Origin of the sequence: Brenneria roseae subsp. americana (assembly GCF_003115815.1) — a bacterium.
In the GTDB taxonomy this organism is placed as follows: Bacteria; Pseudomonadota; Gammaproteobacteria; order Enterobacterales; family Enterobacteriaceae; genus Brenneria; species Brenneria roseae.
The window spans coordinates 225,579-242,638 of record NZ_QDKJ01000001.1 but is presented as its reverse complement, the minus strand read 5'-3'; the positions used below and the strand labels follow the sequence as shown (position 1 = coordinate 242,638).

The 17,060-nt window shown below is 52.1% G+C and carries 12 protein-coding genes; 5 read left to right on the top strand and 7 right to left on the bottom strand.

Annotation, left to right across the window (positions count from 1 at the left end; all coding sequences use genetic code 11):
* The first annotated feature begins 95 nt into the window (after window positions 1–95).
* On the top strand, window positions 96–1,079 hold the full coding sequence (locus tag B4923_RS01060; protein WP_109052498.1) for a helix-turn-helix domain-containing protein: 984 nt from the start codon (window positions 96–98) through the stop codon (window positions 1,077–1,079).
* 118 nt (window positions 1,080–1,197) lie between these two features.
* Window positions 1,198–2,526, top strand: coding sequence for an MmgE/PrpD family protein (locus B4923_RS01055; protein WP_109052497.1), 1,329 nt, complete (start codon window positions 1,198–1,200; stop codon window positions 2,524–2,526).
* Here B4923_RS01055 and B4923_RS01050 read toward each other — a convergent pair.
* The 5 genes from B4923_RS01050 to pdhR all read right to left on the bottom strand — a co-directional run bounded on the left by B4923_RS01050 (window position 2,515) and on the right by pdhR (window position 11,089).
* Window positions 2,515–3,678, bottom strand: coding sequence for a dienelactone hydrolase family protein (locus tag B4923_RS01050; RefSeq protein ID WP_109052676.1), 1,164 nt, complete (start codon window positions 3,676–3,678; stop codon window positions 2,515–2,517). The two genes, B4923_RS01055 and B4923_RS01050, sit on opposite strands and share 12 nt — an antisense overlap.
* Before the next feature lie 236 nt (window positions 3,679–3,914).
* Window positions 3,915–5,339: a dihydrolipoyl dehydrogenase gene (gene lpdA, locus B4923_RS01045; protein WP_168709743.1), complete on the bottom strand. Its 1,425-nt coding sequence runs from the start codon at window positions 5,337–5,339 to the stop codon at window positions 3,915–3,917.
* Between the two features lie 214 nt (window positions 5,340–5,553).
* Window positions 5,554–7,434: a pyruvate dehydrogenase complex dihydrolipoyllysine-residue acetyltransferase gene (gene aceF, locus B4923_RS01040; RefSeq protein ID WP_109052495.1), complete on the bottom strand. Its 1,881-nt coding sequence runs from the start codon at window positions 7,432–7,434 to the stop codon at window positions 5,554–5,556.
* Between the two features lie 14 nt (window positions 7,435–7,448).
* The gene (gene aceE, locus B4923_RS01035; protein ID WP_109052494.1) at window positions 7,449–10,112 is read right to left on the bottom strand and encodes a pyruvate dehydrogenase (acetyl-transferring), homodimeric type; all 2,664 of its coding nucleotides are present in this window, start codon (window positions 10,110–10,112) and stop codon (window positions 7,449–7,451) included.
* 212 nt (window positions 10,113–10,324) lie between these two features.
* Entirely contained in the window at window positions 10,325–11,089 is a 765-nt protein-coding gene (gene pdhR, locus B4923_RS01030) for a pyruvate dehydrogenase complex transcriptional repressor PdhR (protein ID WP_109052493.1), read from the bottom strand.
* Window positions 11,090–11,879: 790 nt separating this feature from the next.
* On the opposite strand from pdhR, the gene B4923_RS01025 reads away from it, so the two are divergent.
* Window positions 11,880–13,238 carry an amino acid permease gene (locus tag B4923_RS01025; protein WP_109052492.1) on the top strand — a complete coding sequence of 453 codons (1,359 nt, stop codon included), beginning with the start codon at window positions 11,880–11,882 and terminating at the stop codon, window positions 13,236–13,238.
* Window positions 13,239–13,321: 83 nt separating this feature from the next.
* Here B4923_RS01025 and ampE read toward each other — a convergent pair whose 3' ends face one another.
* Together ampE and ampD are read right to left on the bottom strand one after the other, a co-directional pair.
* Window positions 13,322–14,176 carry a beta-lactamase regulator AmpE gene (gene ampE / locus B4923_RS01020; protein ID WP_109052491.1) on the bottom strand — a complete coding sequence of 285 codons (855 nt, stop codon included), beginning with the start codon at window positions 14,174–14,176 and terminating at the stop codon, window positions 13,322–13,324.
* Window positions 14,173–14,748, bottom strand: a complete 576-nt coding sequence (gene ampD / locus B4923_RS01015; protein WP_109052490.1) for a 1,6-anhydro-N-acetylmuramyl-L-alanine amidase AmpD — start codon at window positions 14,746–14,748, stop codon at window positions 14,173–14,175. Before ampD ends, ampE begins: the two co-directional genes overlap by 4 nt.
* Before the next feature lie 764 nt (window positions 14,749–15,512).
* Here ampD and nadC point away from each other — a divergent pair.
* Window positions 15,513–16,403 (top strand): carboxylating nicotinate-nucleotide diphosphorylase, encoded by an 891-nt coding sequence (gene nadC / locus B4923_RS01010; RefSeq protein WP_109052489.1) that lies wholly within the window; start codon window positions 15,513–15,515, stop codon window positions 16,401–16,403.
* A gap of 209 nt (window positions 16,404–16,612) precedes the next feature.
* Complete coding sequence (gene ppdD / locus B4923_RS01005) at window positions 16,613–17,059, top strand: prepilin peptidase-dependent pilin (protein ID WP_109052488.1); 447 nt, start codon at window positions 16,613–16,615, stop codon at window positions 17,057–17,059.
* The last annotated feature ends 1 nt before the right edge of the window (window position 17,060 follow it).

The following is a 17,060-nucleotide window of genomic DNA, read 5'->3' as shown; positions in this document are numbered from 1 at the left end:
ATTTGTCATTCGGGATGAGGTTTGCACTAACAGCAAATTGTTTTGCCAAAACATCAAAATGGCGGGGGATAACCAGATAAATACCAGGGGAAATCATGCAAAATACTATTCCATCGTCAAAATCCATCTATAAAAATCACATTGTTCAACAGTCCAGCCTGGTATCGAATGACTACCGTCTGCTCGGTCCCAAATGGGTGGATGACACGCCCGTGCTCTTTGGCAGTTTCAGCGTTATCCCGTTGAACCAGCATGTCACCTTGCATATTGCCGACGTTATCAACCTGCACAATATGAAAACTCAGGGCATGCTGAATGGTGCGATAAAGCTCGCCATCGTGGTCAATGGCACCGCGCATGTGACATTTGGCGAACAGCAATTACATCTGGGGGAACATCAGCCCGCCTCCCTGGTGGTGTTAACCGAGCCCACCCTGTTTACCCGCATTGGCAAACGCGATGAATATGAACGCACCATTTCACTGACCTTCAGCCGCGAGTGGCTATACGGTAATCTGCTGGATAGCGTCAATGACTGGCAGGCAATCTATGATTTTACCCAGACGCACCTCGCCACGCACCTGTGGACGCCCTCCCGCCAGGCGCTGGCCATTGCCCTGCAAATATTGAATTCGGAACCCTGTAAAACACCGCTCCAGCGTCTTTACCTTGAAACCCAGTGCATGAATCTGATTATTGAGGCATTCACGTCGCTGACAGCCAGCGTCATGCAGGAGAAAAATAATGGCATCACGCTGCGGGGATATCACCGTATTCAACAAGTCAGGGATATGCTGGAAAGCGGAACGGCCGACCAGCTCTCAATGAGCGAAATTGCCAAAAGCGTCAATATGAGTGAAAGCACGCTACAGCGACATTTTCGTCAGACCTTCAACATGACGGTATTTGAATATTTGCGTAACTGCCGGTTACAGCGCGCCATGCTGGCCTTGAAAAAAGATGGTATCGGTATTGCGCAGGCCGCCAGTATCGCTGGCTATAACAGCCCCGCCAACTTCGCTACCGCGTTGCGACGCGCATTTGGTATTACACCGGGGCAGTTGAAAGATCGGTTCTGAACGCAATGAATTACCGTTGATATAATTCAAACCAATAATATATGTCATTTAGTTATTAATACCCTTTCAACAGAGCACAGTAGATTAAGACATCTTTATTGCTGACTTTTTGCCGCTTATGACCAACCAGACTGACTTAACGACGACCCTCGCACAGTTCATTACGCACAGTTTACCGAGCCAGGCGGCGATCGACGCCGCCCGACTGGGGGTAACGGATTTTGTTGCTACTGCCCTGCCGATTACACAGGGCGCAATCGCCGACAGCGGCCTGATCCCGTTAAAGCAGGTTTTCAACGGTACCGACAGCCAGACAAACAGTCTGATTCTGGGTTATGTCGGCCATGCGCTGGACTTTGATGACTATCATCCGGCTTTTCGCGGACATCCCAGTACGGTGATCCTGCCGGCGCTGTTTGCGCTATCAGCAGAAAACCCGCACATCACCGAAGATGACTTTTTGACCGCCTATGTCATCGGCGTAGAGGTCGCAGGCAGAATCGGCCTGGCTTGCGGGCCTCGCCATTACAGTCTTGGCTATCACAATACCGCGACGTTAGGTGCTATCGCGGCGGCGGCGGCCGCAGTTCGTCTGCTTGGCGCATCGGTTGAACAGACCAAAAATATACTTGGTCTGGCGGCCACGCAGGCGGCAGGCCTACGCGCACAGTTTGGTTCAGCGGTAAAACCGCTTCATGCGGGGTTCGCCGCCAGAGCCGGCGTCACGGCAGCCAAGCTCGGGCTGGCGGGCTTCGAGGGCAATCCAGAGCAAGTTATTGAAGCTTTTCTGGCTGCGCATGGCGATCGGAAACAGCAATCCTCATTACTGACTGAATCCTGGGGAACGCCGTGGCGCATCCTTTCGCCTGGTCTGGAATTCAAACGCTACCCCACCTGTGGCGGTACACACAGTGCGGCGGAAGCGGCTTTTGAACTAAGAGAACGGTGGTATGCGCAACACGACACCGGCGTTTCGCTTACCGATAACGTAGAGCAGATTACCGTCTCCTTTCCACCCGGCGGCGATATCGCGCCGTTTATCCGTAGAGCCGCAACTGGCGTAGAAGCGCGTTTCAGCCTGGAATATGTGATTGCCGCCGCGCTGCTGGAAGGTGAACTGAAGCTGAAGCGTTTTGCGGAAGGGCCGGTTGATCCTGAAATTCTGGCGCTGGCTGACAAGGTTATCCGGATAGCGGACGATACCGCACCACCGGACGAACAGGATCCCGAAGCCCGCTTTCATGAGGTCACGCTGTATTTGCATGATGGCGCCATGCTGCGCCATCGCGTCACCCGCCGGGAGACAACGATGCAGCCGACCGATTTGCGCGCCAAACTGCGGCAGACCATCGGTTCACTGCCGCATCTGGACAGCGGGCAGCTCGCCGACCGTTGTGCATTAAGACAGGAAGGCGATCTGCGCTATCTGATTTCGCTATTGCTTTAACCACCGATCCAGCCAGATAAAGATGTCTTCCTGCTGTTCCTGATAGAAAACGTGACCGAGTTCAGGCCAGATTTTCGTTTCCAGCTTGCTATCAGCCTGTTGCGATTGCCAAACCTTATGCATTTTTGCATACGCGGCTGCCACGGCGCTATGGGGAAACAGTTTGTCCTGACCGCCGTTGAACAGCAACATTGGTCTGGGTGCGGCGATGCTGGCGACATCGGGAAAATCCATACGCGCAGGTAAACCGGGATGCAGCATGTAAAACGCCGATTGTCCGCGCAGCACATTGTTGCCCGGCGTCATCAGTCCTTCGTAAGTCCCCATCCAGGAAACGGCCGCCGTTGCGGCCACTCTGTCGGACAATGCCGCCAGTTGCCAGGCACGATAGGCCCCCATGGAAAAGCCGACCACGCCGATACGTTTGTCATCCACCTGCTCAAGCGAAGCCAGAAAATCGATCGATCGCGTATCTTCATACGCCATCAGCCCCGCCAGAGAACGGCCCAGATTGAAGAAGTTACTGGCCAGCGCCTGCTGCTGCTCATACTTGATGGGGCCACGTTCGCCCCACCCCAGCGCATCAACCGCCAGCACCACATAACCCCGTTTCGCCAGCTCATCGCCCACAAAACGCCCGGTGAAAAATTTATCCGCCCATGCCTGCGCTGAGGCGAGCTGCTCGGCATTGCCCCACGGCTTGATCATCTTCTCCTTGCCGATATCAAATTTCGATCCGTGATCGTGCAGCAGAATCACCGCAGGATGGGGCCCCGGCGTTTTCGGCGTCAGCAACAGGGCGTTTACGCGGCTTTCGTCGGTCAGATTGAATGCGACCTTCTCTGCCGTATAGCTGCCGCGATCCTGCCGATCGAGCGTTTGGGGGGCAAAATCCTGCGTAGCATCCGGGGTCAGCAACAGCGCACGCAGCGTCTGTCGCGCTTCAGATTTCCACAGACCAAAGTCGGTATAGTTTCCGGAAAGCCAGGAATCCGGATAGGTCATCTGCTGCTTCAACTGGGTATAAAACGATGGCAATCCTTCATCGGTGATCGCAGGCGTGTGGGCATTCATATCATTGGCCATGAGCGAGGTACTGGACAGTAACATAGCCAGCAACCAGACAAGGGGACGCAAGGCATTCAATTTCATCATAACCTCAAAAATAAAACACCGTTTCTTTTCTGAAATCAGAGTGTAAATGAAGCGGATAAAAATACCTGGGTGGAAGCGTAATTCTGCGATGCAGGTTAAAAAAATCGCCTGGAGAGATTTAACCACGCGAAACGCTGGCCTGAAGGGTGGCTGGCTATTCCCGTCCGCCATAAAAAAATCCGGCATCACAAGATACCGGATTCAGAATGATTAACCGCGAACTGAAGGCGAAATTATTTCTTTTTCGCTTTCGGATTCGGCAGGTCGGTAATGCTGCCTTCAAAAATTTCAGCCGCCAGACCGACTGACTCATGCAGCGTCGGGTGAGCATGGATAGTCAGCGCGATATCTTCCGCATCACAGCCCATCTCAATCGCCAGACCGATTTCACCCAACAGTTCACCGCCGTTGGTACCGACAATCGCCCCGCCGATAACACGGTGAGTTTCTTTGTCGAAAATCAGCTTGGTCATGCCGTCTGCGCAGTCAGACGCGATAGCACGGCCGGAAGCCGCCCACGGGAAGGTCGCTGTCTCAAAGCTGATGCCTTTCTCTTTCGCTTCTTTCTCTGTCAGGCCAACCCATGCCACTTCCGGTTCGGTATAAGCAATAGAAGGAATCACTTTCGGATCGAAGTAGTGTTTCTTGCCCGCGATGACTTCAGCCGCTACGTGACCTTCATGTACGCCTTTGTGAGCCAGCATCGGCTGACCAACGATGTCGCCAATAGCATAAATGTGCGGCACGTTGGTGCGCAGTTGCTTATCAACGCGGATAAAACCACGATCGTCCACCTCAACACCAGCCTGACCGGCATCCAGTTGCTTACCGTTCGGTACACGGCCGATAGCCACCAGCACCGCATCGTAACGCTGTGGTTCCGCCGGCGCTTTTTTACCTTCCATCGTCACGTAGATACCGTCTTTCTTAGCTTCTACCGCGGTCACTTTGGTTTCCAGCATCAGGGTGAACTGCTGGCTGATACGTTTGGTGAACACTTTAACAATGTCTTTATCCGCCGCCGGGATCACCTGATCGAACATTTCAACCACATCGATCTGAGAACCCAGTGCATGATAAACGGTCCCCATTTCCAGACCGATGATGCCGCCGCCCATGATCAGCAAACGCTCTGGAACGGTTTTCAGCTCCAGCGCATCGGTGGAATCCCATACGCGCGGGTCATCATGAGGAATAAATGGCAGTTGGATCGGACGTGAACCCGCGGCGATGATCGCGTTTTCAAAGTTGATCGTCGTTTTACCGTTTTCACCGTCAACCACCAGCGTGTTCGCGCCGGTGAATTTGCCCAGACCGTTAACGACTTTAACCTTACGGGCTTTCGCCATACCCGACAGACCGCCGGTCAGCTGCTTGATAACTTTTTCTTTCCACAAACGGATTTTATCAATATCGGTTTTCGGCTCGCCGAACACGATGCCATGCTGTGCCAGCGCTTTGGCTTCTTCAATCACTTTAGCGACGTGCAGCAGGGCTTTAGAAGGGATACAACCTACATTCAGACACACCCCACCCAGCGTGGAGTAACGCTCTACCAGTACGGTTTCCAGACCCAAATCCGCGCAACGGAACGCCGCAGAATAACCTGCGGGGCCGGCACCCAGTACCACTACCTGAGCTTTAATTTCAGTACTCATCATGACCTCTTAATTAATTTCCGGCGGGTCTGTGACGTCATTGTTATTGAGTCTTAACGCCCTCTTCCACCGGGACGTGTCTTTGCCGCGGTAGTTTACAAAATCATTAACAATTTTGAAACAACAAGCGACTAACGATTTGTCCTTAATCACTGATAGCTGTAGCCAATGACAGCTTACCAGAAAAAAGCCGGCCGTCAGGCCGGCTTTTCGATTACATCACCAGACGGCGAATATCAGACAACGTGTTGTTGATGATGGTAATAAAGCGTGCACCATCAGCACCGTCAATGACACGATGGTCGAAGGACAGAGATATCGGCATCATCAGACGCGGCGTAAACTCTTTACCGTTCCAGACCGGTTCCATCGCGGACTTAGACACACCCAGGATAGCGACTTCCGGCGCGTTGACAATCGGCGCGAAATGCGTCGTACCCAGGCCGCCGATGCTGGAGATAGTGAAGCATCCCCCCTGCATTTCGCCTGCGGTCAACTTACCGTCACGGGCTTTCTTAGAGATCGTCATCAGTTCACGGGACAGCTCGATGATGCCTTTCTTGTTCACATCTTTGAACACGGGAACCACCAAACCATTCGGCGTATCAACCGCTACACCGATGTTGATGTATTTCTTCAGCGTCAGACGTTGGGCATCTTCGGACAGCGAACTGTTGAAACGCGGCATCTGCTCAAGCGCAGCGGCAACGGCTTTCATGATGAATACAACCGGGGTGATCTTCACGTCCAGTTTACGCTTCTCGGCTTCTACGTTCTGCTGTTTACGGAACGCTTCCAGCTCGGTGATATCCGTTTTGTCGAAATGCGTAACGTGCGGGATCATCACCCAGTTACGGCTCAGGTTGGCGCCAGAAATTTTCTGGATACGACCCAGTTCAACTTCTTCAATTTCACCGAACTTGCTGAAGTCCACCTTCGGCCACGGCAGCATGCCAGGCAGACCGCCACCGGCGGCGCCCGCAGCAGGCGCGGACTCAGCGCGTTTCACCGCGTCTTTCACGTAAGCCTGAACGTCTTCGCGCAGGATACGGCCTTTACGGCCGGTACCCTTCACTTTTGCCAGATTCACACCGAATTCACGGGCCAGACGGCGGATAACCGGCGTCGCGTGAACATAGGCGTCATTCTCGGCAAATTCGCCCTTGCTGTCAGATTTCGCAGCAGGCGCGGCTTCGGCTTTCTTCTCTGGCGCGGCGGCTTCCTGCCTGGCGGCAGGCGCGGCTGCCGGGGCAGCGCCCTCGACTTCAAAGATCATGATCAGCGAGCCGGTTTTCACTTTGTCGCCGGTGTTGATTTTGATCTCTTTTACCGTCCCGGCAAACGGTGCCGGCACTTCCATCGAGGCCTTGTCGCCTTCAACGGTGATCAGTGATTGTTCTGCGGCGATTTTGTCGCCCACTTTCACCATCACTTCCGTGACTTCGACTTCGTCACCGCCGATATCCGGCACGTTGACTTCTTTGGCGACAGGCGCGGAGCTGGCGGCCGGAGCGGCCTGAGTTTCCTCTTTCGCCGCAGCCGGCGCAGCAGCGCCAGCGACTTCGAATACCATAATCAGTGAACCGGTTTTCACTTTGTCGCCGGTGCTGATTTTGATTTCTTTAACCACGCCCGCGAACGGCGCCGGCACTTCCATCGAAGCCTTGTCGCCTTCAACGGTAATCAAAGATTGCTCGGCTTCAACGCTGTCGCCGACTTTGACCAACACTTCGGTGACTTCAACTTCGTCCGCACCGATGTCCGGCACTTCAACGTCTTTGCTGGCGCTGGCAGCAGCGGCTGCCGGTTTGGCGTCTTCTTTCTTCTCTTCAGCCTTGGCAGGCGCAGCATCGGCTGCACCGTCGGCGGAATCGAAAATCATGATCAGTTTGCCGGTTTCTACTTTGTCGCCGACAGCAACTTTGATCTCTTTTACTACACCGGCCTGCGGAGAAGGCACTTCCATAGAGGCCTTATCGCCTTCTACCGTGATCAGCGACTGTTCAGCTTCAACTTTATCGCCCACCTTCACCAGCACTTCGGTGACTTCAACTTCATCTGCACCGATGTCCGGTACGTTGATTTCGATAGCCATGTAATCTTTACCTCTTATGCCAGACGCGGGTTAACTTTATCTGCATCGATCTCGAATTTGGCAATCGCGTCGGCAACCACTTTCTTATCGATTTCACCGCGTTTGGCCAGTTCACCCAGGGCCGCAACCACGACGTAAGACGCATCCACTTCAAAGTGATGACGCAGGTTCTCACGGCTGTCGGAACGTCCGAAACCGTCGGTTCCCAAGACGCGATAATCGCTGGCCGGAATGAAGTTACGAATTTGCTCAGCAAACAGCTTCATGTAGTCGGTTGACGCAACGGCAGGCGCCTCACTCAATACCTGAGCCACATAAGGAACGCGTGGTTCTTCGGTTGGGTGCAGCATGTTCCAGCGTTCGCAGTCCTGACCATCACGAGCCAGTTCGGTGAAGGAGGTCACGCTAAAGACATCAGAACCAATGCCGTAGTCTTTCGCCAGAATCTGTGCGGCGTCGCGTACGTGACGCAGGATGGAACCTGAGCCCAGCAGTTGAACTTTACCTTTGCTGCCTTCAACCGTTTCCAGCTTGTAGATACCCTTACGGATACCCTCTTCCGCACCCTGCGGCATCGCAGGCATGTGGTAGTTTTCGTTCAGCGTGGTGATGTAGTAGTAAATGTTTTCCTGCGCTTCGCCGTACATACGATGCAGACCGTCATGCATGATGACGGCCACTTCATAAGCGTAGGCCGGATCGTAAGAAATACAGTTCGGGATAGTCAGCGACTGAATGTGGCTGTGACCATCTTCGTGCTGCAAACCTTCGCCGTTCAGCGTGGTACGGCCGGAAGTACCGCCGATCAGGAAACCGCGAGCCTGTTGGTCACCCGCCGCCCAGCACAGGTCGCCAATACGTTGGAAACCAAACATGGAGTAGTAGATGTAGAACGGGATCATCGGCAGATTGTTGGTGCTGTAAGACGTTGCCGCCGCCAGCCAGGATGAACCTGCGCCCAGTTCGTTGATCCCTTCCTGCAGGATCTGGCCCTTCTTATCTTCTTTGTAGTAAGCAACCTGCTCGCGGTCCTGCGGGGTGTACTGCTGACCGTTCGGGCTGTAAATACCAATCTGACGGAACAGGCCTTCCATACCGAAGGTACGCGCTTCATCGGCGATGATCGGAACCAGACGATCTTTGATCGACTGATTTTTCAGCATCACGTTCAGGGCGCGAACGAAAGCGATAGTGGTGGAAATTTCTTTATTCTGCTCTTCCAGCAGCGTGCTGAAATCTTCCAGCGTCGGCAGTTCCAGTTTTTCACTGAATTTCGGCTGACGGCTTGGCAGGTAACCTTCCAGCGCCTGACGACGCTCATGCAGATATTTGTATTCTGCGGAGTCTTTGTCGAAGGTGAGGTACGGCAGTTTTTCGATGTTTTCATCACTGACCGGCACGTTGAAACGATCGCGGAAGTAGCGCACGCCGTCCATGTTAATTTTCTTAACCTGGTGAGCGATGTTTTTACCTTCAGCGGCGTCGCCCATACCATAGCCTTTGATGGTATGCGCCAGAATAACCACCGGCTTGTCTTTGGTTTCCTGCGCTTTTTTCAGTGCAGCGTAGACTTTCTTCGGATCGTGACCGCCACGGTTCAATGACCAAATCTGATCGTCGGTCCAGTCTTTGACCAGCGCCGCCGTTTCCGGATATTTACCGAAGAAGTGCTCACGGACATAAGCGCCATTTTTGGATTTGAAGGTCTGGTAGTCACCGTCAACGGTTTCGTCCATCAGTTGGATCAGCTTGCCGCTGGTGTCTTTACGCAGCAGTTCGTCCCAACGTCCGCCCCAGATAACCTTGATCACTTCCCAGCCGGCGCCGCCGAAGATGCCTTCCAGTTCGTTAATGATCTTGCCATTACCGGTAACCGGCCCGTCGAGGCGTTGCAGGTTACAGTTGATAACGAACACCAGGTTATCCAGTTTTTCACGGGTCGCGATGGTGATCGCCCCCTTGGATTCCGGTTCATCCATTTCACCGTCGCCCAGGAAAGCATAAACCGTTTGTTTGGACGTATCTTTCAGCCCGCGGTGCTCAAGGTATTTCAGGAATTTAGCCTGATAAATTGCACCAATCGGGCCCAGACCCATGGAAACGGTCGGGAACTGCCAGAATTCCGGCATCAGTTTCGGGTGTGGATAAGAAGACAACCCTTTACCGTGCACTTCCTGACGGAAGTTGTTCATTTGTTCTTCAGTCAGGCGGCCTTCAAGGAAAGCACGGGCATAAATGCCGGGAGAAATGTGACCCTGGAAGTAAACCAGATCGCCACCGTCATGGGCGTTACGCGCACGGAAGAAGTGGTTGAAACACACTTCATAGAACGTTGCGGAAGACTGGAAAGACGCCATGTGGCCGCCCAGATCCAGATCTTTTTTCGAAGCACGCAATACTGTCATGACCGCATTCCAGCGAATTGCTGAGCGAATACGACTTTCCAGATCCAGGTTACCTGGATATTCCGGCTCATCTTCCACTGCGATGGTGTTGATGTATTGACGTGCGGCACTGCCAGCAGCAACGCTCACGCCACCTTTACGCGCTTCACTCAATACCTGATCAATCAGATACTGGGCGCGCTCAACACCCTCTTCACGGATGACCGATTCGATCGCCTGCAGCCAGTCGCGGGTTTCGATCGGATCCACGTCATTATTTAAACGATCTGACATGGTTATTCCTTATCTTCTCTAATAAGTTAGTTTGTTGGAGCCTGTCTTCTTGTGCTCTGGCTTATTCAGTCATAAATAATAAAGCACATGAAGACAGGCCCATCGTCATATCCCCGTCACCTTTCAAGTTACAGCTCCGTTGGCTTACCGCCCTACTGCACCTTGAAATCTATTGGGTATAATTGCCGCATTCAGAGCCCAAAATCGGACGCTCAATCCTTGCGTTGCTGGAGCCGACGCAGCGATCTCTCGCGCCGACTATGTTCCCGGTTAAGATCCAGCAATACTTCCTCAATAAACGCCAGATGGCGGTGTGATGCTTCACGAGCCTTTTCTGGTTCACGGGCAACAATCGCCTCAAAAATTCCAGCGCGATGAATGCTCACCTTCCCCAACACTTCACGGCTCAGATAAAGCAATTCAAAATTCTGTCTTACGTTCTGTTCCAGCATCGGTCCCATGCAACGCAATAAGTGCAGCAGCACCACATTATGCGTGGCCTCTGTTACAGCGACCTGATACTGCATAACCGCTTCCGACTCCGCGTTCAAATCCCCTGAGTCTCTGGCCTGCTGAATGACGGCGTGGCAATCCCGAATGCGCTGGAGATCCGATTCGGTACCGCGTAACGCAGCGTAATAGGCAGCGATACCTTCCAACGCGTGGCGAGTTTCCAATAGATCGAATTGTGATTCGGGATGCGTACTCAGTAATTCTGCCAGCGGATCGCTGACGCTTTGCCATAGATTGGCTTGAACGAAGGTACCACCACCCTGACGGCGCAAAAGTAGCCCTTTGGCTTCCAGACGTTGAATGGCTTCTCTCAGAGAAGGGCGGGAGACATCGAACTGTTTCGCCAGTTCACGCTCCGGAGGGAGCTTCTCGCCGGGGCGCAAGGTTCCCTCAAGTATCAGAAACTCCAGTTGCTGCTCAATCACATCTGACAGCTTAGGCTGACGGATCTTGCTGTATGCCATGGTGGATTCTTCTCTGCGAATGGCGCGGAGTCAATTGGTAATACCAATTTAAAAAACGTGACGTTAAAGTAACAAAGTATTCACCTTCTGTCCATAAGGACGTTGAGCTAAATCACCAATCCCACCAGATTTTAACAAATGCACAGGGAATATGAGGCAAAGTGATAATCCACCAGTGGTATTACCATTAATCCCTCTCATGTATATTTTAACTTTTTTGAAACGTAGAACAGGCATGGCTGAACCGTTTAAAGCACAATAATATTGAATATAAATACAAATTTAATGAATATTAATTCAATTTTGTTTTGCAGCAAACCGCCTTGATCGCTTCTTTTGCACACGCTTTGTTCCCCTCTGGTAATAGAGAATAACCATCAAGAGGTAATCGATGAATCAGACATGAAAACATTTTCAAAACGCGATGAGCGACACCGATGAACAGAACCCTGGCGTAGCGATGATTTTTATCTATTGCTGAGCAAGAAATCAGTGCAATTTTGTGTGCTTATCACTATTCTCTGACAAACGGTAGGTGCCTCAGGATATTAACCTGCATTTCACCGTAAAAATAAAATTACACAAACGTAAAAGAGTTAATACGGGCTGTGCTTATACCCAATAGATTCAGGGCGGGCCATCCTGCCCCTCTACGGGAGTCAACGCTATGCGTTTTTTTCGAGAGGCAGGACAAAACGTTGTTATTTTGAACAACGCGCCTGCAACCTGAAATATGGCGGGTATAGTGCGTCAGTTTTTATTTGCTCGTAATGGCAGAGGATTAAATTTGATGGATGATCAACAACAGGACGGCGCGCTAAAGCGTGGCTTAAAAAACCGTCATATCCAGTTGATTGCCTTAGGTGGTGCGGTAGGTACCGGATTGTTTCTTGGTATTGCTCAAACCATCAAAATGGCTGGACCGTCGGTACTTTTAGGCTACACAATTGGTGGGGTGATTGCCTTTCTCATCATGCGTCAGCTTGGTGAAATGGTGGTAGAAGAGCCGGTAGCCGGTTCTTTTAGCCACTTTGCGTATAAATACTGGGGAAATTTTGCAGGATTCGCCTCTGGCTGGAACTACTGGATTTTGTATGTTCTGGTCGCCATGGCCGAACTGAGCGCCGTCGGTATTTACGTACAATATTGGTGGCCTGATATCCCAACCTGGGTCTCCGCCGCCGTTTTTTTCCTGCTCATTAACGCGATCAATCTGGCAAACGTCAAAGTTTATGGCGAAATGGAGTTTTGGTTTGCCATTATCAAAGTCGCAGCCATTATCGGCATGATCGTCTTCGGAGGCTGGTTATTAATTAGCGGTTCCGGCGGCCCGGAAGCGACGGTTACCAACCTCTGGGCGCAGGGCGGATTTTTCCCGAACGGCATTTCCGGGCTGGTCATGGCGATGGCCGTCATCATGTTCTCGTTTGGCGGGCTGGAGCTGGTCGGGATTACCGCGGCCGAAGCCGATAATCCGGAAAAAAGCATTCCGCGCGCCACCAATCAGGTCATCTACCGTATTCTGATCTTTTATATCGGTTCTCTGGCTATCCTGCTGTCACTCTATCCGTGGGGTAAAGTGGTCGAAGGCGGTAGCCCCTTTGTCTTAATCTTCCACGAACTGAACAGTAACGTAGTGGCTACGGTGCTGAACATCGTGGTACTGACTGCGGCGTTATCGGTTTACAACAGTTGTGTTTACTGTAATAGCCGCATGCTGTTCGGTCTGGCAAAACAGGGGAACGGCCCGAAAGTGTTGCAAACGGTTGACGCCCGCGGCGTACCTGTCGTGGCGATCGGCGTGTCGGCGCTGGCGACCGCGCTGTGTGTGCTGATCAACTACCTGATTCCAGGCAAGGCCTTTGAATTACTGATGGCGCTGGTGGTTTCCGCTCTGATGATCAACTGGGCGATGATCAGTCTGGCGCACCTGAAATTCCGGGAGCAGAAAGATAAAGAAGGGATCGTCACCAAATTTAAAGCGCTGATTTATCCGCTGGGCAACTATATCTGCCTGCTCTTCCTGGCCGGCATTCTGGTCATTATGTATCTGACGCCGGGCATCCGGATTTCAGTGCTGCTGATCCCGGTGTGGCTGATTATTCTGAGTCTCGGTTACTTCTTTAAACAGAAGAATCAGGGCCGTTAAGGTTCCATCCGACTGATACGCAAATGGCCGATAATATCGGCCATTTTTCATTTTATATCCTATACCTGACAACCAGCCGGGACTCAGACCAGCGCGCCATAAATGGTCAAAAGCGCCACCACAACCACCAGCACCATCGTCACTTTTTTGGCCAATGTCACGGCCGCTTTCGGTGTTTCCACCGGATCAATGTGCGGCTCACGCGCCAGAGAAAACTGCGCCAGTTGGGTTAACACCCAGTATTGCGAATTACGGGTGTCGCACAGCGAGGAAAACCAGGCCGGCAGGGCTTTCTCACCATGGCCCAGCAAGGCATACGCCACGCCGGCCAGACGTACCGGAATCCAGTCAAGCCAGTGCAGCAGCGAATCGACGCCGGACTGCGCGCGCGCCAACGGCGTATGATGGCGAGCCAGCCACGTTTGTCTGGCGCGTAAAAAAGCATATCCCGCCAATGCTACCGGACCGTAAGGCCCGGCCACCGTAAACCAGAAGAGCGGCGCCAGATAGAACCGGAAGTTAATCCATAACAACGCGTTCTGTAATTCCTTCAGGCGCTCGTTTTCCCCCGTCCCCACCGGCAACCCGTGGATTAAAGCCAGCTCCGCCGCCAACGCCTGACTGGCATCTTTTTCACCACGCTGCGCTGACTGGAGATAATGACGATAATGCTGACGAATCTCGCCGGCGCCAATGCACATCAGGCTGATGACCACCCACAGCAATAGCAGAACAAGGCCGAATAGCACGTCACTTACCAGCCATAGTAATACGGCCACCGCCCCCATACAGCAAAGCGTCAGAAACAGGGTCTGAAATAAAGAAGGAGAAGGCAAACGGCGAAACACCACTTCAAGACGATGATCGATCTGCCAATGTTCACCTTGTTTGAACAAACGCTCCCACGTCAATACCAGCAACAATGTAAACAGCGTCATCGTTTTATACTCCCTTCGTTTTCTCTCCGGCCTTCCTGAATCAGGCGATGATATTGGTCCCAATCAAAGGCAGGACCAGGATCGGTTTTACGTCCTGGCGCGATATGGCTGTGTCCGGTGATCCTTGACGGTGTAATAGGGTAAACGTCGAGCAATAGCCGTGTTATCGCCGCCAGCTGATGATATTGTTCAGTAGTAAAAGGTAGCGTATCCGTTCCTTCCAGCTCGATCCCGATCGAAAAATCGTTACACCGCTCACGGCCTGCAAAACAGGAAACGCCCGCATGCCACGCCCGCTGGTCAAAAGAAACATACTGAATCACTTCCCCATCCCGGCGAATCAGGCAATGTGCCGAAACACGCAAATGGCTGATATCCGCAAAATAGGGGTGTGCGGCAGGATCGAGCGTCGCGGTAAATAACTGATCAATATAAGGCCCACCGAATTCACCCGGTGGCAGGCTGATATTGTGGATCACCAGCAGTGAAGGTGCTTCTTCTTCCGGACGGCTATCAAAATGGGGTGAAGGTATGTGTTTTATCTCAGATAACCAGCCATTTTCCAAAAGCATCGGCGGTAACCTCGCATTATGTCGTTTGCCGGGCTAAATAAGGTGCGGTGAGTTGCTGTGATTCGTAACAAATAATTTGCCAACAGAGTACCATGTTTCTCAATACCATAGCTAACCAGCTGGATACAAAAAGATTTTTCTATTCTCCCTCAGGGCTTCAACACGCCCCCGAATGGTTAATTCCCTGTTCAAAAACATTCGCAGAAATAACATCGGTACAATCACGCCCACAATAACGTGATATTGATCACATTAATAATGCAATTATATGAATGTGTGATCTAGATTTCGTGCATCACATCAATTTTTATTTAAAATACCCCGCAGGAGCCATCTCCTGTTTTCTTAGATATTACAAAAACTTATTTAAAAATATTCCACATCACAGCGTGATGCTGACACGACATGGTAATTGACATGAAAAAAACACTCACCGCAGGGGCTTTAATCGCGTTGTCTTACAGCATGCCAACGCTCGCTAAGTGAAATCTACCGGCTGGGGCTATTATCTGGTCGTAGGCTATAATTTCTAATACTTTCAATCAGTTCAATACAAAATGGGCGCGAAGCGTTTCATAAAGAGGCTTCGCCCCACGACAGAACACACGCGCCCAGGATTTCACCAGTGCCGTTAAGTTCGTTCCCCTTTTATGAATAATGATTAAAAACAAATAACCAGCTGAATTACAAAGATTATTCATTCTGGATGTCAGCCTGCAAACAGGGTAGCATATTGCCCCGAATCCCCTTTCGGAGTTTTTGTGATGCCAACTCGTCGTTACAGTCAGGAACAGCGTCAGGCCGACCTGCTCGCGCGTATTGAGCGTGATATTCCCGCCAGCGTTAATCTGGCCTTGAGTGAAGATTTAGGTGGCATCGTTGATGCCAGTCAGGACATTACCGCGCATTTACTCTCGAATGAGGCTTCGGCGCACGCCCGCATTATCACCCGTGAGGCCGGAGTGTTCTGTGGCAAACGCTGGCTTGAGGAAGTCTTTTCTCAGCTTGGCGATACCACTACCATTACCTGGCATGTTGCCGACGGTGAAGCCATCACGCCCAACCAAATGCTGTGTGAAATAACGGGGCCGGCAAAACAGCTGTTGACCGGGGAACGTACCGCCCTGAACTTCCTGCAAACCCTTTCCGGCGTCGCCACCGAAGTCAGCCATTACGTATCTTTATTACAAGGCACCCGCACCCGTCTGCTTGATACCCGTAAAACCATACCGGGCCTGCGGACGGCCCTGAAATACGCCGTTTCATGCGGGGGCGGTAGCAATCATCGCTTAGGGCTCGCTGACGCATTCCTGATCAAGGAAAACCATATCATTGCGGCTGGCTCAATCCGACAGGCGGTGGAAAAAGCGCGGTTGTTGCGTCGCGATGTGCCGGTAGAAGTCGAGGTCGAGTCGCTTGATGAACTGCAACAAGCGCTGGATGCCGGCGCAGACATCATCATGTTAGATAATTTCAGTCTGGAAAAGATCCGTGAAGCGGTCACGATCGCACAAGGGCGGGCGCTTCTGGAAATCTCGGGTAATGTCACCATCGAGACATTACGCGGTTACGCCGAAACCGGCGTGGACTATATTTCTGTAGGCGCGCTGACCAAACACATTCGGGCATTGGACTTATCCATGCGTTTCCTCTAAGCCCTCCGGTGGGCAATCTCTGCCCACCACACCACCCTACGGGCCGCCACTACGTGGCACAGATTGCGTAGCGACCCGCAATAATCCTTCAATAAACAGCAAATCCAAAAATCTTTTCCATAACACCTTCCCGTTTGGCCCCTGACTTATCGCCATCCTTGCGCCGGTTTTTTATCCTGCCGTTACCGACAACAACAGGGAAATCAGAAATGGAGCAACAACAGGGGTTTACGCTGGTTGAATTGATGGTCGTTATTGCGATTGTCGCCATACTCAGCGCCATTGGCGTTCCGGCTTATCAGGGCTATCTACAGAAAGCCGCCATGACCGACATGCTGCAAACCATGGCGTCCTATAAGACGGCTATCGATTTGTGCGGTCTGGAAAATACGGCCTTTTCTACCTGCAACTCAGGCAATCAGGGCATTCCCGGCAGCAGAACCTCACGCTATATCAGTGAAGTGACCGTGAATCAGGGCACGATCACTCTGACAGGGCAATCAACATTGCAAGGACTGCGCGTCGTTTTGACCCCCGTATGGGACTCGGCGACCAGCACATCACGCTGGACAAAAAACTGCGCCACGGACGGTAAGGCCGAAAGCTTGCAATCCGCGTGTCAGGATGTTTTCCGCTTTGACAATACGGCAGGCTGAC